This window comes from Microcystis wesenbergii FACHB-1317 (assembly GCF_014696875.1).
GTDB classification, from domain to species: Bacteria; Cyanobacteriota; Cyanobacteriia; order Cyanobacteriales; family Microcystaceae; genus Microcystis; species Microcystis wesenbergii_A.
The window spans coordinates 12,405-31,101 of record NZ_JACJQV010000173.1; the positions used below are offsets into that span (position 1 = coordinate 12,405).

Here is an 18,697-nt window from a genome sequence, read left to right on the forward strand (position 1 = left end):
TTAACCTTGAAATTGAGTGATTAACCAACGTCCCACCTGACTTTGATCCTTGCTGCGTGCCTGTTGTAAAGCTGACTCTAAAACCGCAAGTTTTAAATTAGGTAAAACCTTTGATATATCAATTCTTTTACTACCTCGATCGATTATTTCAAAAGCAAATATTTGAGGATCATCTACCTTAACACTCCAGTATTCACTAACCCCTAATTCTTCGTAGAGTAAGCGTTTATTGCCTAAGTCATCATTAAGGGTAGATTTTGAGATTTCAATGACTAAATCTGGTGGGGGATACTGATTTAAATCAATAATCGAAGTCCCATTTGGTATCAGATTCGCTTTCTCTCCTAGATAGTAAGATATATCGGGCTGCACTTCTCTAATTCCTCTTTTGCGATAGGAACAAGTGGGGAGTCCTTGAAAAGGAATTTCTTTGAGGATAGCGTAGAGACTCACCCCCAAAAAGACAACGTGATGATCTCTAGCGTGTTCAAATCCAATAGGAGTCATTTCTAAGCGATAATAGCCATTGTAATAATAACTTTTTCCTTGATTTTCTGGGAAGTTGTTAATTGCTTCTAGGTATTCTTCCCAACTACCTTTAATCCATGAGTCAGTTATCCCCCTAGTTTCTAGCTGTTGCATAGTTATCCGATCCCGCTTTGAACTTTTTCTCTAATTATAGCAATTATTGCTCAAATCAGAACCAGGGAACCGAGCAAGTATAATGATAGAATAGATTAATTGAGAAAAAATTAGCCCAATTATGACCACAACTTATGATTATATAATTATCGGTGGTGGTATCACCGGTTCCGCCTTAAGTTATGAACTAGCTAACCTAGGCAGTCGAGTCCTCTTATTAGAAAAAGAAACCCATCCCCTCAACGCCACTTTCTACAGTTACGGGGGTTTAGCCTATTGGTCGGCTACCACAGAAATCGAGAGAAAATTATACCAAGAAGGTCGAGAAATTCAGCGCAATTTATCCCAGGAATTGGGCATAGATAACGAATACCGGGACATAGAGTTAATTCTCACCGTTAACCCTGAAGATGATCCAGTCGCTGTGGCCGAAAAATTTGCTATCTTTGCTATTACCCCCGAAATTCTCGATCCGCAAGCAGCGATCGCTTTAGAACCTCTATTAAATCCCGCAGCTATCTCCGGAGTTTTACGACTGCCCCACGGTCACATCAACGCCGAAAAAACTAATCTTGCCTATCAACAAGCTTTTCTACGTCTGGGAGGCAAGATTATTCGGGAAGCTGTCATCGAATTAATTGAAACTGCATCGAGAATTACCGGCGTAAAAACTCCTAAAAATAATTATTATGCCGGGGAAACTATCGTTTGTGCGGGGGGATTAACTCGGTCTTTACTGCAAAAATCCGGTATTACTGCTCCCGTCTATTTTACCCATGCCCAGGTGATCAAAATTCCCCCCAGCGAGATCAAATTAAACACCCTAGTTATGCCCGCAATTCCTGCCAGATTGGTATTAGAGCAAAAAATTACCCAACTAGAAAATCAGGGCATTTGGCAGAGAGAAACCCCAGAAATAATTGCCAGTGTTTTAGAAACGGGAGCGGTACAATTCCGGGATCAAAGCCTTTATCTAGGGCAAATTAGCGCCATTATCACCGATCCAGACGGGATTTTAAACCCTCTGGCGGGGGAAAAAGCAATACGCGCCGCCGTGGGGACATTGCTGCCTTCTTTAGCCTCTCTCCCCGGCAGCTGTCATCATTGCCTAGTGGCCTTTGCTCCCTCGGGACGGCCCCTAGTGGGAGCGATCGCCGATAAACTGGGATTGCAGGTATTTTCTGGTTTTACCAGTACGCTTGTATCGGCTCCGCCCCTGGCCCGACGTTTTGCGCGTCATCTGCTCGGGGAAAATGACGAGATAATTAGGGTTTGCTGAAAAAGTTTTTCGTGGGGACAGGGTGTGGGGTGTGGGGTGTAGGTTTTTACCCATTTTCATCTGGTAAATTACCTAATTTTCAGGGAAAAAGTCCCGGAATTTTCCCCCCGATCCCTCCGGGATCTGGGACTTTTTGATTGACCAAAAGTCTAAAAGTCTTACCCAACAAGGTTTTTAGATTTATTTAGCAAACCCTAATTGCTAATTGACAAAAGTTAAGAGAGAAATTAACTGATGGTTGCAATTAACCCTAATCGACTTTTTCCAACTGCCAAAGAATTTGGTTTCCCTCGCGTCTGACCCGGGAGATTACCCAATTTCGCCACGGCCAATGGTCGCCGCGACTGGTAACGGCCCCTGGATTAATATCCATTAAATCGGCCACTTCGGCGCTGGTAATCAAATAACCGCGATTGGCCACTTCATCGGCAATGCGTAGGGTTTCGATGAGATTTCTTAGCTGGTCAACTCTTTCTCCCCGGGGTAATTGGATTTCATCGCCAGCGCTATTAGGTGGTTCATTCATGATGATGGTCTGGTCAAAGTTGATTAACAATAAAAATTGTCGGTTAAGGCAAACAATCAAGCTTCCCCTATCGTTATTCTATCGATTTCATCAATAATAGTCCTCATCAAAACAGTCCTATCTCCTCGAATCTTACCGTCACATCTTTGCTAAAACCCTAAAAACCCCTTGACAAAAAACACAAAATATAGTAGGTAAATCTGGGAAAGTGGTTAGCGGTCACTGATAAGTAGTCGTGCAAAATTAATTTCCTAGTCGAGACAGGAGACAGGAGACAGGAGACGGGATACAGCTATTAGGGATCGGATTTGAGTTTTCAGTTCTCTGTTTGCTCACCACCGCAGAAGTCTGACGGAGTAGTGGCTTAGATGTGTAATTAATTGTGCTTAGATACTTACACTGATAACTGCTCACTGATAACTGCTCACTGATAACTGCTCACTGATCACTGATCACTGATAACTGATCACTGATAACTGATCACTGATTACTGATAACTGAAAATAACTGCTATAAAATTGGACTAGCCTTTTTCCCCAGAAAAAAATCCCCATCCATGACCTTAATCCTCTACAACACCCTCAGTCGTCGCGAAGAACCCTTTACCCCCCTCATCCCCGGCATGGTCTCCATGTATTGCTGCGGCATTACCGTTTATGATTATTGCCATTTGGGTCATGCGCGTACCTGTGTGGTTTGGGATGTGGTGCGGCGTTATTTGGAGTATCTCGGTTATAAAGTGCGCTATATTCAGAATTTCACTGATATTGACGATAAAATTCTCAATCGGGCTAAAAATGAACATACCACCATGGCAGCCGTAGCCGAGAGATTTATCGAGGCCTACTTTGAAGATATGGCAAAATTAGGAGTCAGACCGGCGGACGCTTATCCCCGGGCCACTCATACCCTCGACGGTATCAAGCGCCTAGTCTATGAATTAGAACAAAAAGGCTATGCTTACCCCAGCGATGGCGATGTTTACTATTCCGTCCGTCGTTTTTCTGATTATGGCAAACTATCAGGGCGAAAACTGGATGATCTGCAAGCCGGCGCCAGCGGCCGGGTAGAAACCGACGACCCGGAAGCAATTAAAAAACAAGACCCCTTTGATTTTGCCCTCTGGAAGGGGGCAAAACCGGGGGAACCTAGTTGGGATTCTCCCTGGGGCCAAGGTCGTCCAGGGTGGCATATTGAATGTTCGGCCATGGTCAAAGAACAATTGGGAGAAACTATCGATATTCATGTGGGGGGAAGTGATCTGATTTTTCCCCACCACGAAAACGAAATTGCCCAAAGTGAAGCGGCAACTGGTAAACCTCTGGCCCACTATTGGTTACATAATGGCATGGTTAAGGTGGCCGGGGAAAAAATGTCGAAATCCCTCGGTAATTTCATCACTATTCGCGAGTTATTGACAAAATATGACCCCTTAGCCGTGAGATTATTAATTTTAGGGGCCCAATACCGCAAACCGATCGATTTTTCCGATGAGGGATTGCAGGCGGCCACTAATGGCTGGCATACTTTACAAGAGGGTTTATCCTTTGGTTATAAGCATCTTCCGCCAGATAATCCCGCAATTACTGACCAAGAGCTAGAAAATCGCTTTCAAGAGGCGGTAAATCACGATTTTAACTTTGCCGGTGGTTTAGCGGTGTTATTTGAAATCGCTAAGGAATTACGCAAGGAGGGTAATAATTTAACCCATGCGGGTAAGACGGACAGCAATCTGGCCGAATTAGCGGTAAAATGGCAGACTTTGGTGAAATTGTCTAGGGTTTTGGGTCTAGAAATTGCCGCCGACCAGAGGGAAACCCCTGTTTCTGAGGGAATTAGTGCAGCGGATATCGAAAATCTCATCCAACAACGCACAGAGGCGAAAAAAGCGAAAAATTACGCCGAAAGCGATCGCATTCGCGCAGAATTAAAAGCGCAAGGGATTAGTTTAATCGACCAACCCGGGGGAGTGACTAAATGGTTAAGAGAGGGAGACTAGAAATTCTTCGGCCACTTCCTCCACCCTGCGATCGCGTCCATCCACCTGATAGTTTAATTTCTGCATAGTGCTGGAGGTGATTTTGCCAGTGAGTTTGGCTAAAACCTGTCGCAATTGCGGATATTTTTGCAAACTATCCCGGTTAAAAATCGGTACCGCTTCGTAGGGAGGAAAATAGCGTTGATCATCTTCTAGGATGACTAAATCTAGCACGGGAATTAAGCCATCGGTGGAATTTCCCGCCACTAAATCCACTTGTTTTTCGGCTAAAGCGCGGTACATTAACCCTAAATCCATCACTTTCGGGGGTCGGGCAAAAGTTAGGCCGTAGGTCTTCGCTAATCCCTTGTAACCGTCTTCCCTTTCCAAAAATTCATAACCAAAACCCGCTTGCCAATTGGGAGTATATTTAGCCACCTGCGAGAGAGTTTTCAGATTGTATTGACTGGCGGTTTCTCCCCGGATAACAATGGCGAAAGTATTCTCGAATCCTAGACTGGGAAAGACTTCTAGATTAAATTTTTCCGGATAAATCTCTTGCAGCTTTTCAGAGACTAATCGGGCATCGTTAAGGGGTTTTTCCTGCAAAATTCCCGTGAAAGCCGTGCCAGAATACTCCACATAACCATCGATTTTACCCGCTTTCACCGCTTCATGACAGATCAGAGTACCACCGAGATTAAATTGACGCTCAACCCGTAAATTCGTCTCTTTTTCGATTTTCTGTGCCAAAATTTCCCCTAAAATCACCTGTTCGGTAAAATTTTTGGAACCGATCACCACTGTGCCGGGGGATGAATGGAAAATTTGAGTCAAGAGGAAAGATAGCAAGGCCAACCCGATTAAACCTAAGCCCCATTGCCATTTAGAGGGCTTTTTCGGGCGTTGCGAAGGGGAAAAGGTCTTTTCTAGCCGACCGAGACTCCAATCGGCAACAAGGGCTAAAAAAGCGGCAGGAATTGCCCCCGCCAAAATTAACTGATTATTGACCGTGGCAATACCGCGAAAAATAAACACTCCCAAACCACCGCCACCGATGGCAGCTGCGATCGTGGCCACACCGATAGCAATCACCGTGGCAATTCTCACTCCTGCCAAAATTGTCGCCCCGGCCAGGGGTAATTCGATATAGCGCAGGATTTGACCGTCGGTCATGCCTAGGGATAACCCGGCTAATTTTAATTCGGGATCAACTTTTTTGATGCCCAGATAGGTATTTAAAACAATTGGCAGTAAGGTATAGAGAGTTAGGGCAACAATAGCGGGAATTTTGCCGATTCCTCCCAAAAAAGGCACGGAAATTAAAAAACCAAATAGGGCTAAACTGGGGATAGTCTGTAGGGTGTTAACGATCGCTATAATTGGTGGGGCGAGAATAGCTTGACGACTAATCAAAATACCTAGAGGAATCCCAATTAAGCTACCCATAGCCATGGCTATTCCCGTCAAGAAAAGATGTTCTCCAGTGCGAAAAGCGATTTCCCCCCCATAATCTAGCCAAAAACTATCCATAAACTTCTCTTAAAGCGGCTGCTTCATCCTATTGTATAGAATGAATGGGATCTATTAGTTCCAGTCTTGATTTAAAGATTCTATCACCATCTTGACATTATCTCCTCCCTAAAGACCAATGACTAACAAATTTAATCCTCGGGCTAAAACTGTTGCCGATTGGGCCTATATCGGTATTGATAAACATTTTCATAAAGTTCTTAAACACGAAGCTGGGGTTTTACTCGATCAGGATCCAGAAGAATTACATCAAATTCGTGTGGGAATGCGCCGTCTTCGCAGTACCTTAACTGGTTTTGATCCCGCTTTAACCATGCCGAAATCTGCCGATCAAAAACGGGTGGGTAATCTGGGCAGAATTTTAGGAGAATTGCGGGATTTAGATGTGTTAAAAGAGGCTTTTGTCGGTCATTATCAGCCAATTTTGCCCCCGCAAGAACAGGATTTACTGAAGAAAGTTTTACAAGTTCTCGAAAGCCAAAGAAAAAAGGCTTTTGCTAAGGTAGAAAAGCTGTTAAAGTCCGACAAATTTCTCAATTTTAAGGCAGATTTTGCCAGTTGGTTGGATAATCCCACCTATCAACCGATGGGAAAATTAGATATTGCTACGGTTTTACCAGACTTATTATTACCGCAAGCGAGTCGCTTTTTACTGCACGAAGGCTGGTTAGTTGGGGTAAATTTAGAGGAAGATCAAAAAGTAAGAGAGTTTTCTAGTCAAGAAATTGATGACTTATTGGAAAAAGAAGGATTATTACTGCATGATCTCCGCAAAGAAGCCAAGCGTTCTCGCTATAATATGGAGTTATTCACTCAGTTTTATGGCGACAAGTATCGAGAGTATCTAGAAGATATTAAAAACCTTCAAGGTATTCTCGGAGAAATGCAGGATTGTTGTGTTCTCTCGGATTTTCTTAGCCAAATTTTCCCTAATTGTCTCGCCAAGGAAATGCCCACCTTACTCGAAATTTTCCAAAATATCCGTCACCAAAAATGGCAAGAATGGCAACCCTTACAAAAGAAATTCCTTGACGCTGACACCAGAAAAAGTCTGCACCAGACAATTTTACAGCCTATTTTTCGGCAAAATAGTGTAGAATTAGAGACTAATCCAGAATCCTGAGATTAGAACCGATGAATTTTTTTCAAAAGTTAAACCACGCCATTAGTCAAAACCAGACTCTACTTGTCCTCGGTTTAGATGCTAACCCCGAAATGATGCCCTCCACCCCGGGAGAATTAATCGTTAATTTAGAACAGTGGCTCAAGTTTATTATCGATGAAACTGCCCCTTTTGTCTGTGCCTACAAACCAACTTTAGGCTTTTATCAAGCTTTGGGAGCGGCAGGTTTAGAATTATTACAGCGAATTTTAACGGCAATTCCCGATCATATCCCGGTAATTTTGGATGCTAAACACGGCGATATTAATACTAGCAGTATTTTAGCCGAGACTATCTTTAAAACTTGGCAGGTGGACGCGGTTACTCTCAATCCCTACTCCGGACAGGATCACGTTGCTCCTTTTTTAGTTTATCCCGAGCATGGTGCTTTTATCCTCTGTCATACTTCCAATCAAGGCGCGATTAATCTGCAAGAATTTCCCAGTCGCGACAATCCTTTTTATCTGCAAGTTGTCAAAGAAGCTTGCACTTGGGGAACTCCCGAACAAGTATTTTTAGAAGTGGGAACCACTCAACCAGAGATATTGAAAAAGATTCGCAATTTTGCCCCCGAAAGATTGATTTTATTACGCAGTATTTGGGAAGAAAAAAGTAAATTCTCCGAGTTAATTACTGTGGGTTTAAATAGTCATGGCGAGGGTTTATTAATTCCTGTACCCCAAGACTTTTTATCTCAACCCGATTTGGGAACAAAAGTCAAGGATTTACGCGAGGAAGTCAACAAAATTAAACAAAATCACCAGCAAGAATCGAGCCAAGATGATACTTGGACCGCTAACGTTTGTCTTTTAAAACAACATCCTCATCAGGATTTAATTCTACAATTATTTGATATTGGCTGCTTGATGTTTGGCGATTATGTGCAAGCATCGGGAGAAACTTTTTCCTATTATATCGATCTGAGAAAAATTATCTCTAATCCTAATATTTTTCAGCAGGTAATTGAAGCCTATGGAGAAATATTAAAAACCTTGACATTTGACCGCATTGCTGGTATCCCCTACGGCTCTTTACCTACGGCTACGGGTTTATCTTTATTATTAAATCATCCGATGATTTTCCCCCGCAAAGAAGTAAAAGCCCACGGCACAAGAAGAGTAATTGAAGGTAATTTTCAAGTGGGGGAAACCGTGGTAGTAGTGGACGATATTTTAATTTCTGGCAAAAGTGCGATCGAGGGGGCAGCAAAGATTAAATCGGCGGGATTATTAGTTAATGATATCGTGGTTTTTATCGACCATGGTGGCCCCGTTAAAGATAAACTTCGTAGCCATGGTTATCAACCTTATTCGGTTTTAACCCTAGCAGAAATTACCGATACTCTCTACGAAGCGGGAAGACTGACAGAAGCAGAATATAGCTGTTTTTTAAATCGCTCCCATTGATATTTAGCCATCAGTTATCAGTTATCAGTTATCAGTTATCAGTTATCAGTTATTAGTTATCAGTTATCAGTTATCAGTTATCAGTTATCAGTTATCAGTTATCAGTTTTAAGTAAGCAGTATGGGGAGCATCTCACCTTTGTAACCCCTAAATCAGGTTTTTATGTCAAGCTATTTTGAAAGCCTTGCTGGAAAACAGTTTTAGTGATAAGTATAATTACTCACTTGCATAAATGAGATGCTCCCAGCAGTATGTATTAAGTGAGCCTCATCAAATGGCAGTTTCCTGCTGTCTTTTGACTGTTTACTGTTTACTGATTACTGTTTACTGTTTACTGATTACTGTTTACTGTTTACTGTTTACTGTTTACTGATCACTGATTACTGATTACTGATCACTGATTACTGCTCACTGAAAATTGTTAAGAAACTTGACTGCGTAAGACCTTTAGGGTATTCAGGAGCTTGCTTTCTTCTTTTTCCTCAAAAATAGTTAAATCTTTCGGTTTACAACGTTTTATATGCAATTTAATCCCCTGCGCTCCTTCTGTTTTCAAATCTTCTTCGTAACCAGCTTGAGCGACTTCAGCCTCGTCTTTAGCGAGAAAAGGACCGAAATAATAAGTACATCTGGGATAGTCGGTTTTAATCTCGACCCAGTAGGCTAATCCGAACCTTTCGAGTAAGCTAATCAAAAATTCTTTCATTTCGTTCCCCATCTAAATCTACTCTGGTGGTTTTGTTACGTTCGTTTACATTTCGCAAACTTCCTTCCTATTTTATTTATACTTTTTCCTTTTGGCTATTGGGAGTGTCGAAAAATACAGATTCTCAGTCGGGGGAATTTTGCCAGCGTTGACGGTAAACCTCGTAAAGAGCCATACCCGCCGCCACCGAAGCATTGAGACTGGGGGTTTTGCCTGCCAAAGGGATAGATACCAACTCATCGCAGGACTTTTGGGTTAGCAGACTCAAACCCTCTCCCTCCGAACCTACCACCAATCCTATCGCACCCGTTAAATTGATTGTGTGTAAAGATTTACCAGTTTTTGCCGCCGTGCCGTAGAGCCAAAAACCAGCCGCTTTTAATTCCTCTAAAGCACGATTGAGATTAACCACCCTAGCGACGGGTAAATATTCCAGGGCCCCCGCCGCCACTTTCATCACCGTCGATGTCACCCCAGCGGCGCGACGTTGGGGAATAACTACCCCCTGACAACCCATGGCTTCGGCGGTGCGAATAATTGCCCCAAGGTTATGGGGATCCGTAATACCTTCAGCGATGACGATGACGGGGTGGCGACTTCTGCCCTTAGCTTTCTCGATCAGATCGGCTAATTCGATATAATCATAGGGAGACATCTGGGCGGCGATCCCCTGATGATTGGCCTTACTGGTAATCTGATCGAGACGCAGATCGTCCACCTCATCAATTACCGTGCCGTTGGCTTTGGCTTTTTCTAAGAGGGTATGATAACGGGGATCGTAACGGAGTCGATTGACCACCCAAATCCGATTCAGTTGGCGCTCCTCTTCCATGGCTGTTAAAACCACCCGGCGACCGTAGAGCAGATCATCAGCTTCTTGGTTTTCTGGAGTTACTGTCGGGGATTTAGTCAGAATTGGCCCGGTTTTTGGCCGCGAGGGCCGGCGAGAATTACGATTATCGGACTTGTCACGAAATGGTCGATCGCTCATGATTGATTAATAGTAAAGGAGTCGGGAGTCATCCCGATGGCTATAATTCTAGTTTTTCTAATAGTTGATGTAATCTTGAGGGGTCTTGCAGATAAAGATAGCCGAACAGGGTTTCTAAACTGCTGGCCTGCTGATAGACTTGGGCTGTCAGACGACGGCGTTTTCCCGTGACCGCATTGCGTCCCCGGCGCAGAATTTCTTTTTCTTGGTCTGTCAGATAGGGCTGCAGTTGCGCTAAATCTAAGGCCTGTTGTTCTGCTCTAACTTTGCCCACCACCTGAGCGTGATAGTCTCCCAGACGCTGGGGCGGCAGTAAGTAATAAGTGCGGATGTATAATTCATAAACAGCATCCCCTAGATAGGCCAGAGAAGCAGGCGATAATCGGTCAAGACCCTCTAGGATTGGTGAACCCTGGCCACTGACCTGTAAGCGAAGTTTTTCGAGAGGAGATTCCACGATTTACGCTTTTTCTAGATATTCGATCGCTTCTTCCAGGGTGGATCGCAGGGAAAAAAACTTCTCCAATCGCACCAGTTTTACGGTTTGAGTTACCCGGGGATTGGTAACAATTTGTAAACTGCCCCCTTCGGTTTTGGCCTTTTTTACCAATTTTACTAGGGCCCCTAAACCGGAGCTATCGATAAAATCAATCTGAGCGAGGCTAATAATCACATCCTTAGGACCTTGCTCCACATAGCCTTCGATCACCTTACAAAAAGTCGGTTCGGAAAAGGCATCTAAAAGACCCGTCAAACGGAAAATTTGGTACTTATCTCTGACCTCACGCGTGCCTCGCAAGCTGACGGTCAAGTTAATTGCTTCTGGAATAATCGCCTCCTAGCTCTAGAGCCGTAAAAATCAAAACCCTAGTATATCCTAAAAATTTACGACCGACCCTTTTTTGCTTGCCGCATTAAATCGACAAATTGGCCAAACAGATAATCGGCATCGTGGGGGCCGGGACTGGCTTCGGGGTGGTATTGTACCGAGAAAAAGGGCAAGGACCTGTGTTTTAAACCCGCTACGGTGCGATCATTGAGGTTGAGATGGGTAATCTCCACTTGCGGATTTAAAGATGCCTCCTGCACGGCAAAACCGTGATTCTGACTGGTAATTTCCACCTGTTGCTGGAGTCCACAGGGTTGATTTAACCCGCGATGACCAAATTTCAGTTTAAAGGTTTCTGCTCCTAGGGATAGGCCTAAAATTTGATGACCCATACAGATGCCAAAAGTGGGTTTTTCCCCTTGTAAAAGTTCCTTGGCTAGGGCAATCCCTTCGGTGACAGCCGCCGGATCTCCCGGTCCGTTAGAAAAGAAAATACCATCGGGATTATATTCGGCGATTTTTTCGGGAGGAGTGTCAGAGGGAACCACGATCACCCGACAACCGTAGCTGGCTAAACGCCGGAGAATATTGCGTTTGATGCCAAAATCGATCGCCACCACCGTTAACGGTTCTTGATCACTATCAATTGGCGCAAATTCCCAAGCGGACGGGGTGGGAGTCGTCCACTCGTACACTTCCTTGGTGGTAACTTCTTTGACGAGATTTAACCCAGCCATACTGGGGGCTGCCTGCACCAGCCGCAGTAAATCATGATAATCGAGTATTTCCGTGGAAATTGCCCCATTCATCGCCCCAACCGAGCGAATTTTGCGGGTCAGAGACCGGGTATCGATGCCATAGATGCCAATAACATCATGATCGGCCAGATAATCCGGTAGGGATTGGCTAGAACGCCAATTACTGGGCCGGTGGCAGATGTTTTTGGCGATCGCTCCTTTCACCTGGGGACGAATTGACTCCTCATCCTCGGGGTTAACCCCCGTATTTCCCAATTCTGGATAGGTAAAAGTGACGATTTGACCAGCATAACTGGGATCGGTGAGGACTTCCTGATAACCGGTCATCCCCGTGTTAAAGACAACTTCGCCGACAGTGGTTCCCTTGGAGCCGAAGGAATAACCCTCGTAAACCGTACCATCGGCCAGAACTAATAAGGCTTTTTGACTAGCAGCACTGGATATCATCGTCAATTTTTTAATCTTGAGTAGTGGTGAGAAACAGAAGTCAAGGATAGACTAGAACAGGGACTAGAAAACGAATTGCTTAGTTTTAATTGGCTAGAGCGTTTTATGATTAAGAGTACATCCGCTCAAGGACAATAGTTTCCCCTGACTAGCCATCGGCAAAATCCTATCGCTTAAAAAATAACTATATAAGTAATATGAGTGCAAGAAAACTGACTGATGCCACGAAAAAAGAAATTCTTAAGCTTTATCGGGAAACGGAGGCCACCACTTCCACGTTAGCCGAGCGTTATGGAGTGAGTAGTTCTACGGTCAGTCGTTTTCTCAAAAATTCTTTTTCTAGCGAGGAATACGAGCAGTTAATCCAGAAAAAACGCTTGGCCCGCAATGGTCGCAGCCTTGAGGAGGAGGAGGCAGCAGCGGATTTACCGGAAAAAGCGATCGAGGTGATTAGTGTTCGGGCAGCCCAAATCGCAGCTAAGGATGAGCAGGCTTTTCAGCAACCGATCACTTCTGTGGAACAATTAACCCTATTAATGGATACCTCTTACTCGCCAGAAGCAGATAATCCAGAAGATACAGAAATTAATGGCGATAAACCCCTAGAAGACGCTAATTTAAGCGAATTTTTCGTCGAAGCTCTCGAGGAAGAGGAGGATGAAGATGAGCTTGACGAGGATTGGGATGAAGAGGAGGATGAAGATGAAGATGAAGACGAGGAGGAGGAGGAACTAGCGGGGAGCTATTTAGGCCCGACTATCGTTAAAACAGCCCAATTACAGATATTACCCCTCTCGGCAGCGGCTTTTCCCAAAACCTGTTACTTGGTCATTGATCGCGCTGCCGAATTAATCACCCGTCCCCTCAAGGATTTTGCCGAATTGGGTAAGGTTCCCCCTCAGGAAATCCAGCAGCGCACTCTCCCCATCTTTGAAAGTCATCGCATCGCTCGTCGTTTCTCCAAGCGCAAGGAAAAAGTGATTAAAGTTCCCGACGGTCGCCTGATCGAAAAAGCTCACGCTCAACTGGAAGCTAAAGGGATCACCCGTCTGCTCATGGATGGTCGTATCTACGCTTTAGAGTAGGGGATGAGAGGATTAGCCGGGGTTGGGAAGTGGGGAAGTGGGAATTATGAATTATGAATTGGGGAAGTGGGGAGATGGGGAGCAGGGAGATGGGGAGCAGGGAGAATAAATAAAAATAATCCTCCTGACTGGAAAGAGGGTGTGGGGTGTAGGGAAAGAAACCTCTGTGGGGATGAAAATTTTTTCCTCGGGACTGACTCCTGAATACTGACTCCTGAATACTGTCTCCGGTCTCCTGACGACCGCCTCCTGTCTCCTAACCCCACCAACAAACTTTTTCAGGAAACCCTAAATATAATCGAGTTTGAACAATAGATAAGTTTTTTAACAAGAGTAGTTTCAGATACTAATTACCCGATGGACTGGGGTAGAATTAGAAAAACCAGTCAAACTGTTTTAGCCAAGCTATTTAACTATGATTAAAATTAACTTGCTGTTCGGGTTATCTTCTCTTAAAAAATCGATAAAAAACTTTACATAAACTCAAATAAAAGCGGAGTGAGTTATCAGACAAAGTTTTTAGGTGCTTTTGTTGATTACTTCTTAACCACCATCTTAGAAGTAGAAGAAGGGAGATGAAAGTTAATCAGTTACTAAGACTCTACGAACAAGGAGAGCGGGATTTTTTGGGTATTGACTTGATGAGTCTAGACCTACAACAAGTGACTCTGATTGCTGTCAATTTTGCGGCGGCCAATTTGCGCGGAACTAATTTGAGCCGCTCTTTTTTGACTAAATCAAATCTACGGGGAGCGAGTTTGAATTGGGCGAATTTAACCTATGCCAAATTAAGTCAAGCGCAATTAGTGGAAGCGGACTTAACCAAAGCCAATCTCACCGGGGCCTTTATGGTACAGGCAAACCTGCGTAACTCCCGATTAAGTGGGGCGGATCTTTCCCATGCTAATCTCCGGGGGGCGAATTTATGCGGGGCGAATTTATGCGGGGCGAATTTATACTTAGTTAATCTCTTGGAGGCAAACCTAGATAAAGTCAATCTCAATTGGGCTAATTTGCAGGAAGCGCGGTTAAGTGGGGCTAAATGTCGTCAGATTTCCGCAAGGGAAGCCAATTTTAGCGGCTCTTTTCTGAAAGAGGTGGACTTTCAAGGGGCCAATTTAGAAAGGGCTAATTTTAGCGAGGCACGTCTGACGGGTAGTGATTTACGCGGGGCTAATTTAGTGGGTGCTAATCTAGCGGGAGCGCGTTTACAAGAGGTAAATCTACAGGGAGCGGACTTGAGGGGTGCTAACTTGACGGGGACTTGTTTTGAGAGCGTCACCGGTTGGACAGAAACCGCCCAAGAAGATGATATTTTTCCCCTAGACTGGTTTCAGCCCCGTTTTGCCACTTAAAAGTCAATATATCTGCCGAAAGCCTCTCCTTTTCTTCTCAATTAACGATTAGCTGGACTGGTTAATCTTTGGTTAGGAATAGGAATTTGGGGAGCATTATTCGGCTCATCCTCGAAGGGTAAAGCAGGGGGAGGAGGAGGAGTGGTAGCACCCGGAGATGGTGCTGGAGATGGACTGGGATTAACGGCAGCGGGGGAACTTTTCGGGGTGACGACGGGTGCGGGAGAGCTAAAACCGAGGAGATCTTTGCCAAAGGGAAAAACATTCGTCCAGCGTTGAATATTAGGGTTGCCAAACCAATCTTGACGGGATACCTTCACCGCCAGGAGAGGTGCGATCGCTCCTGATTTTTCGGCCGTTATTAATAAATCAATTTTATTAAGACCCTGTTGTTGATTAAAACGACTGATGATAGTTTTCTCTGCTAATTGCGATGCTCTAGTCAATAATCCTTCGTAGGATTCTCCCTGTTTAACTCTGATGGGAAGATTAACAGTAGATTGAGCTAAAACCACATCAACGGCGATAATTCCCGTCAGCAGCGTTAAAACACTAATAGACTTGTACATAGGACAGATGGTTAAACAGACAATCCTTGGCCAGGGTCGGGAGCTTCCCTGTTAGGGTTCCCCGATCGCCTTCTTAAATTACCACGATCGATCTCTGGCAACAATTAAAATTTTCCAGTAGCCAAATCGTCCTTGGCTCCTAGCAATAGAATTCCGCCCACGCTAACCTGAGAGTACAGCGTGGGGTTTCTCGACTATTCACCCTAATTTCGGTAAACCCATACTATAGTTCTGGACTCTGGCGTTGAGATTATAGCTAATTTCGCCTTTTTGCAGGAGAGAACGGATAAAATGTTCTAGATCTGAACCGATGCGACGGAGATTATATTCGCTCAGTTCTTCCCCATTGTAGGATTCCACCAATTCATCGAACTTACTATAAACCTTATTGAGAGCCACTTCTTCCCAATTAAATTCATTATCGGGATCCACATCAAGAGTCAAGACATTGTTGCTCTCGATTAATTGATTATTTTTTACTTCAGCCGTATAAATGCGAATATGACGGGTCGTGGATTTTAACAGCATGGAATCTTCAAGGTAAGTTAGACGCTATGTCTAAGATTTTGCCATGATTTGCGGCAATGGGGAATTGGGAAGTTTTTTTCAGTGTTGCCAAAGGCACGGCGTAGCCGTCCAGTAATCAGTAAACAGTAATCAGTGAAAAGACAGCACTGTTACTGTCACCCACATACTGCTCACTTAATACTCCCACTGATAACTGGTAACTGATCACTGATCCCTGAGATGGCTGTCTCCCGAACAATGTTTACGGATCGACCAGAAACGTGATACTATAATAGATTGCAGTGTTTAAGCAGAGATCACGAGTCCTATGGCCTTAACCCAGACCAAAAAACAAGAACTAATCAGCCAATATCAGTCCCACGAAACCGATACAGGATCATCGGAGTTACAGGTAGCTTTCTTAACCGAGAGAATCAACCAACTGACCGAACACCTGAAAGCTAACCCAAAAGACCACGCTTCCCGCCGGGGATTACTCCAGATGATCGGTCGTCGTCGGGGACTGTTAACCTATATTCAGAAGAAAGATCAACAACGTTATCAAACCCTGATCGGTCGTCTCGGAATTCGCCGTTAAGCTTACCCCCCTTGCATCCCTACCATGGCCTCTGAATCGAAATCGACGGAGAAAAAAGAGCGTCTTCCCTTTGAGCCGCGCCAAAATAAGCGAAAAACCCCGAAAATTGCCCCTAGTCCCGTGCCACCGCCGATAAAGAATCGCTCCGAGGAAACCAGCTTAAAGGCAATTCCGCAAGCGGTCAGTCAACGGATGGCCAAACGGATGGCGGTATTTTGTGGCATTCCGACAGTATTGGGGATAACTTCCTTTTTTGGCTTCTACTGGATTATTAGCCACAATCTTCTCGAAATCCCTTCCTACGTCGCCATGCTCGTCAGTTTAAGCCTATTTGGTCTAGGTTTTATCGGTCTGAGTTATGGCATCTTCTCCGCTTCTTGGGATGAGGATCGGGTGGGGGATTGGCTAGGATGGCAAGAATTTCAAGCTAATTTTGGTAGAACGATCGCCGCTTGGCGGTCCGGCAAAAAAGAAGTGGAAGAAAAATAGATAACCTCTAGAAATCGTCAACAATAGAGATTAAAGGAAACAATAAAAGGTTAATGCCATGATTGTTGTCATGAAAGTTGGTTCCCCGGAAATTGAAATCGAGCGCATCGGTGCCGAATTCGAGGCATGGGGATTAAGTCCCGAGAAAATCGTCGGTAAGCATAAAGTTGTCATCGGTTTAGTCGGAGAAACCAGGGAATTAGACCCCCTACAAATCCAAGAATTAAGCCCTTGGATCGAAACCGTCCTACGAGTCGAACAACCCTTCAAACGCGCCTGTTTAGAATACCGTCACGGGGAATACAGCGAGGTTTTAGTCCCCACTCCTAACGGTGTTATCCCCATCGGCAGAAATCATCCCGTTAGCATTGTCGCCGGCCCCTGTTCGGTGGAAAATGAAGCCATGATCGTGGAAACTGCCAAACGAGTGGCGGCAGCCGGAGCGCAATTCCTCCGGGGGGGTGCCTACAAACCCCGCACTTCTCCATACGCTTTCCAAGGTCATGGGGAAAGTGCTTTAGAATTACTAGCAGCGGCTAGAGATGCCAGTGGTTTGGGTATTATCACGGAAGTAATGGACGCGGCGGATCTCTCTAAGATTGTCGAAATAGCCGACGTGGTGCAAGTGGGGGCCCGCAATATGCAGAATTTTTCCCTCTTGAAAAAAGTTGGAGCGCAACCGAAACCAGTCCTACTCAAGCGCGGCATGGCGGCCACTATTGAAGATTGGTTGATGGCGGCAGAATATATCCTCGCGGCAGGAAATAGCAATGTTATTCTCTGCGAACGCGGTATCCGCACCTTTGACAGTAAATATACTCGCAATACCCTAGATTTATCCTGTATTCCCGTTTTAAGAACTTTAACTCACCTGCCGATCATGATCGATCCTAGCCACGGTACGGGTAAATGGGAATATGTACCGACCATGGCCATGGCTTCCCTGGCAGCTGGGGCCGATTCCTTGATGATCGAGGTGCATCCTAACCCAGCCAAGGCCCTATCCGATGGGCCGCAATCCTTGACTCCGGACCGATTCGATCGATTAACTCGGGAGTTAGCGGTCATTGGTAAGACGATTGGGCGTTGGCCCCAGGTTCCGGCACTGGTTTAATTAAGATGATCAGGGGGTGAATCAACCCCCTTTTTTGGGCATAAATTTCGCTTTTCGGGGCAGTTATGGTGACGATTCCTCTAGAGTTAAATACTGAGCAAATTAGGGGCGAAAAACGGGTAGTTTTTAATCATCTCAGTTGGTTATCCTATCAGCAAATTTTACAGGCAATAGGCGAAAATAATCGCGCCCATTTATTTTATGATCGTGGCACGTTAGAGATTACTATGCCCCTAGAAGAACACGAGTTTTACCGAGAATTAATCGGACGTTTTATCTATTTTTTGGTGTCCGAATTGGGTTTAAAAATTAAAAGTATGGGTTCCACAACTCTAGCTAGGGAAGATTTAGAACGAGGGGCAGAACCGGATAATGCTTACTATATTCAAAATCAAGCTAAAGTGCTAGGAAAAAGGATTAATTTAACTGAAGATCCGCCCCCAGATTTAGTGGTGGAAGTGGATATTACCCACACGGATATTAATAAATTAGCACTTTATGCCCGTTTGGGAGTGCCGGAATTATGGCGTTTTAATGGACAAATCTGGCGCATTTATCGGTTAGAAAAGGGGGTTTATCAGGAAGAAGAATTTAGTGCGACTTTTCCCCTAGTTCCGAAAACTAAACTCTATGAATTTTTAGCCACTGCTAAAGAGGATGAAGTGAGGGCAGAAAAGAATTTAAGAGCATGGGTTGTTAGTCAACTAGCTGAAAGTTGAGGTA

The 18,697-nt window shown here is 44.6% G+C and carries 20 protein-coding genes; 10 read left to right on the top strand and 10 right to left on the bottom strand.

Annotated features, from left to right (window positions below; genetic code table 11):
• Nucleotides 1-642 (bottom strand): Uma2 family endonuclease, encoded by a 642-nt coding sequence (locus H6F92_RS16395; RefSeq protein WP_190358733.1) that lies wholly within the window; start codon nt 640-642, stop codon nt 1-3.
• Between the two features lie 121 nt (nt 643-763).
• On the opposite strand from H6F92_RS16395, the gene H6F92_RS16400 reads away from it, so the two are divergent.
• Nucleotides 764-1,921, top strand: coding sequence for an NAD(P)/FAD-dependent oxidoreductase (locus H6F92_RS16400; protein ID WP_190358734.1), 1,158 nt, complete (start codon nt 764-766; stop codon nt 1,919-1,921).
• Nucleotides 1,922-2,171: 250 nt separating this feature from the next.
• Here the strand turns inward: H6F92_RS16400 and H6F92_RS16405 are convergent, their stop codons facing one another.
• A complete protein-coding gene (locus tag H6F92_RS16405) occupies nt 2,172-2,447 on the bottom strand; it encodes a hypothetical protein (protein ID WP_002768833.1) in 276 nt (91 codons plus the stop codon).
• Between the two features lie 556 nt (nt 2,448-3,003).
• On the opposite strand from H6F92_RS16405, the gene cysS reads away from it, so the two are divergent.
• Nucleotides 3,004-4,446 carry a cysteine--tRNA ligase gene (gene cysS / locus H6F92_RS16410; protein ID WP_190358735.1) on the top strand — a complete coding sequence of 481 codons (1,443 nt, stop codon included), beginning with the start codon at nt 3,004-3,006 and terminating at the stop codon, nt 4,444-4,446.
• Here the strand turns inward: cysS and H6F92_RS16415 are convergent.
• Nucleotides 4,429-5,958, bottom strand: a complete 1,530-nt coding sequence (locus tag H6F92_RS16415; RefSeq protein ID WP_190358736.1) for a glycine betaine ABC transporter substrate-binding protein — start codon at nt 5,956-5,958, stop codon at nt 4,429-4,431. The two genes, cysS and H6F92_RS16415, sit on opposite strands and share 18 nt — an antisense overlap.
• Before the next feature lie 118 nt (nt 5,959-6,076).
• Between H6F92_RS16415 and H6F92_RS16420 the strand changes: the two genes are divergently transcribed.
• Both H6F92_RS16420 and H6F92_RS16425 read left to right on the top strand, forming a co-directional pair.
• The gene (locus H6F92_RS16420; protein ID WP_190358737.1) at nt 6,077-7,081 is read left to right on the top strand and encodes a CHAD domain-containing protein; all 1,005 of its coding nucleotides are present in this window, start codon (nt 6,077-6,079) and stop codon (nt 7,079-7,081) included.
• Nucleotides 7,082-7,092: 11 nt separating this feature from the next.
• Nucleotides 7,093-8,526: a bifunctional orotidine-5'-phosphate decarboxylase/orotate phosphoribosyltransferase gene (locus H6F92_RS16425; protein ID WP_190358738.1), complete on the top strand. Its 1,434-nt coding sequence runs from the start codon at nt 7,093-7,095 to the stop codon at nt 8,524-8,526.
• Nucleotides 8,527-8,947: 421 nt separating this feature from the next.
• On the opposite strand, the gene H6F92_RS16430 is transcribed toward H6F92_RS16425, so the two are convergent.
• The 5 genes from H6F92_RS16430 to carA all read right to left on the bottom strand — a co-directional run bounded on the left by H6F92_RS16430 (nt 8,948) and on the right by carA (nt 12,257).
• Complete coding sequence (locus tag H6F92_RS16430) at nt 8,948-9,244, bottom strand: DUF1816 domain-containing protein (RefSeq protein ID WP_002768846.1); 297 nt, start codon at nt 9,242-9,244, stop codon at nt 8,948-8,950.
• Between the two features lie 112 nt (nt 9,245-9,356).
• Nucleotides 9,357-10,223, bottom strand: a complete 867-nt coding sequence (gene rlmB, locus H6F92_RS16435) for a 23S rRNA (guanosine(2251)-2'-O)-methyltransferase RlmB (RefSeq protein WP_190358739.1) — start codon at nt 10,221-10,223, stop codon at nt 9,357-9,359.
• Nucleotides 10,224-10,263: 40 nt separating this feature from the next.
• Nucleotides 10,264-10,680 (bottom strand): Mini-ribonuclease 3, encoded by a 417-nt coding sequence (locus H6F92_RS16440; protein WP_002734315.1) that lies wholly within the window; start codon nt 10,678-10,680, stop codon nt 10,264-10,266.
• A gap of 3 nt (nt 10,681-10,683) precedes the next feature.
• Nucleotides 10,684-11,034, bottom strand: a complete 351-nt coding sequence (locus H6F92_RS16445; protein ID WP_190358740.1) for an STAS domain-containing protein — start codon at nt 11,032-11,034, stop codon at nt 10,684-10,686.
• A 74-nt stretch (nt 11,035-11,108) separates the two neighbouring features.
• Complete coding sequence (gene carA / locus H6F92_RS16450; RefSeq protein ID WP_190358741.1) at nt 11,109-12,257, bottom strand: glutamine-hydrolyzing carbamoyl-phosphate synthase small subunit; 1,149 nt, start codon at nt 12,255-12,257, stop codon at nt 11,109-11,111.
• Nucleotides 12,258-12,454: 197 nt separating this feature from the next.
• Between carA and H6F92_RS16455 the strand changes: the two genes are divergently transcribed.
• Complete coding sequence (locus H6F92_RS16455; RefSeq protein WP_190358742.1) at nt 12,455-13,342, top strand: helix-turn-helix domain-containing protein; 888 nt, start codon at nt 12,455-12,457, stop codon at nt 13,340-13,342.
• Between the two features lie 575 nt (nt 13,343-13,917).
• On the top strand, nt 13,918-14,697 hold the full coding sequence (locus tag H6F92_RS16460; RefSeq protein WP_190358743.1) for a pentapeptide repeat-containing protein: 780 nt from the start codon (nt 13,918-13,920) through the stop codon (nt 14,695-14,697).
• A 41-nt stretch (nt 14,698-14,738) separates the two neighbouring features.
• On the opposite strand, the gene H6F92_RS16465 is transcribed toward H6F92_RS16460, so the two are convergent.
• Complete coding sequence (locus H6F92_RS16465) at nt 14,739-15,266, bottom strand: hypothetical protein (protein ID WP_190358744.1); 528 nt, start codon at nt 15,264-15,266, stop codon at nt 14,739-14,741.
• A gap of 198 nt (nt 15,267-15,464) precedes the next feature.
• Nucleotides 15,465-15,794, bottom strand: a complete 330-nt coding sequence (gene ndhM / locus H6F92_RS16470) for an NAD(P)H-quinone oxidoreductase subunit M (protein ID WP_002738864.1) — start codon at nt 15,792-15,794, stop codon at nt 15,465-15,467.
• A gap of 307 nt (nt 15,795-16,101) precedes the next feature.
• Between ndhM and rpsO the strand changes: the two genes are divergently transcribed.
• From rpsO to H6F92_RS16490, 4 genes are all read left to right on the top strand, one after another.
• On the top strand, nt 16,102-16,371 hold the full coding sequence (gene rpsO, locus H6F92_RS16475) for a 30S ribosomal protein S15 (RefSeq protein ID WP_002741886.1): 270 nt from the start codon (nt 16,102-16,104) through the stop codon (nt 16,369-16,371).
• A 24-nt stretch (nt 16,372-16,395) separates the two neighbouring features.
• Nucleotides 16,396-16,860 carry a PAM68 family protein gene (locus tag H6F92_RS16480; protein WP_002738795.1) on the top strand — a complete coding sequence of 155 codons (465 nt, stop codon included), beginning with the start codon at nt 16,396-16,398 and terminating at the stop codon, nt 16,858-16,860.
• A gap of 58 nt (nt 16,861-16,918) precedes the next feature.
• Nucleotides 16,919-17,974 (top strand): 3-deoxy-7-phosphoheptulonate synthase, encoded by a 1,056-nt coding sequence (aroF, locus tag H6F92_RS16485; RefSeq protein ID WP_190358745.1) that lies wholly within the window; start codon nt 16,919-16,921, stop codon nt 17,972-17,974.
• 65 nt (nt 17,975-18,039) lie between these two features.
• Nucleotides 18,040-18,693, top strand: coding sequence for a Uma2 family endonuclease (locus H6F92_RS16490; protein ID WP_190358746.1), 654 nt, complete (start codon nt 18,040-18,042; stop codon nt 18,691-18,693).
• Nucleotides 18,694-18,697: the final 4 nt, after the last annotated feature.

Excerpts from the sequence above, each read along its gene's own strand:
- H6F92_RS16465 (WP_190358744.1), bottom strand. The coding sequence starts at position 15,266 with ATGTACAAGTCTATTAGTGTTTTAACGCTGCTGACGGGAATTATCGCC.
- H6F92_RS16460 (WP_190358743.1), top strand. The coding sequence starts at position 13,918 with ATGAAAGTTAATCAGTTACTAAGACTCTACGAACAAGGAGAGCGGGAT.
- cysS (WP_190358735.1), top strand. The coding sequence starts at position 3,004 with ATGACCTTAATCCTCTACAACACCCTCAGTCGTCGCGAAGAACCCTTT.
- aroF (WP_190358745.1), top strand. The coding sequence starts at position 16,919 with ATGATTGTTGTCATGAAAGTTGGTTCCCCGGAAATTGAAATCGAGCGC.
- H6F92_RS16400 (WP_190358734.1), top strand. The coding sequence starts at position 764 with ATGACCACAACTTATGATTATATAATTATCGGTGGTGGTATCACCGGT.
- carA (WP_190358741.1), bottom strand. The coding sequence starts at position 12,257 with ATGATATCCAGTGCTGCTAGTCAAAAAGCCTTATTAGTTCTGGCCGAT.
- H6F92_RS16415 (WP_190358736.1), bottom strand. The coding sequence starts at position 5,958 with ATGGATAGTTTTTGGCTAGATTATGGGGGGGAAATCGCTTTTCGCACT.
- rlmB (WP_190358739.1), bottom strand. The coding sequence starts at position 10,223 with ATGAGCGATCGACCATTTCGTGACAAGTCCGATAATCGTAATTCTCGC.
- H6F92_RS16395 (WP_190358733.1), bottom strand. The coding sequence starts at position 642 with ATGCAACAGCTAGAAACTAGGGGGATAACTGACTCATGGATTAAAGGT.
- H6F92_RS16490 (WP_190358746.1), top strand. The coding sequence starts at position 18,040 with ATGGTGACGATTCCTCTAGAGTTAAATACTGAGCAAATTAGGGGCGAA.
- H6F92_RS16405 (WP_002768833.1), bottom strand. The coding sequence starts at position 2,447 with ATGAATGAACCACCTAATAGCGCTGGCGATGAAATCCAATTACCCCGG.
- H6F92_RS16430 (WP_002768846.1), bottom strand. The coding sequence starts at position 9,244 with ATGGGGAACGAAATGAAAGAATTTTTGATTAGCTTACTCGAAAGGTTC.
- ndhM (WP_002738864.1), bottom strand. The coding sequence starts at position 15,794 with ATGCTGTTAAAATCCACGACCCGTCATATTCGCATTTATACGGCTGAA.
- H6F92_RS16420 (WP_190358737.1), top strand. The coding sequence starts at position 6,077 with ATGACTAACAAATTTAATCCTCGGGCTAAAACTGTTGCCGATTGGGCC.
- H6F92_RS16455 (WP_190358742.1), top strand. The coding sequence starts at position 12,455 with ATGAGTGCAAGAAAACTGACTGATGCCACGAAAAAAGAAATTCTTAAG.
- H6F92_RS16425 (WP_190358738.1), top strand. The coding sequence starts at position 7,093 with ATGAATTTTTTTCAAAAGTTAAACCACGCCATTAGTCAAAACCAGACT.
- rpsO (WP_002741886.1), top strand. The coding sequence starts at position 16,102 with ATGGCCTTAACCCAGACCAAAAAACAAGAACTAATCAGCCAATATCAG.
- H6F92_RS16480 (WP_002738795.1), top strand. The coding sequence starts at position 16,396 with ATGGCCTCTGAATCGAAATCGACGGAGAAAAAAGAGCGTCTTCCCTTT.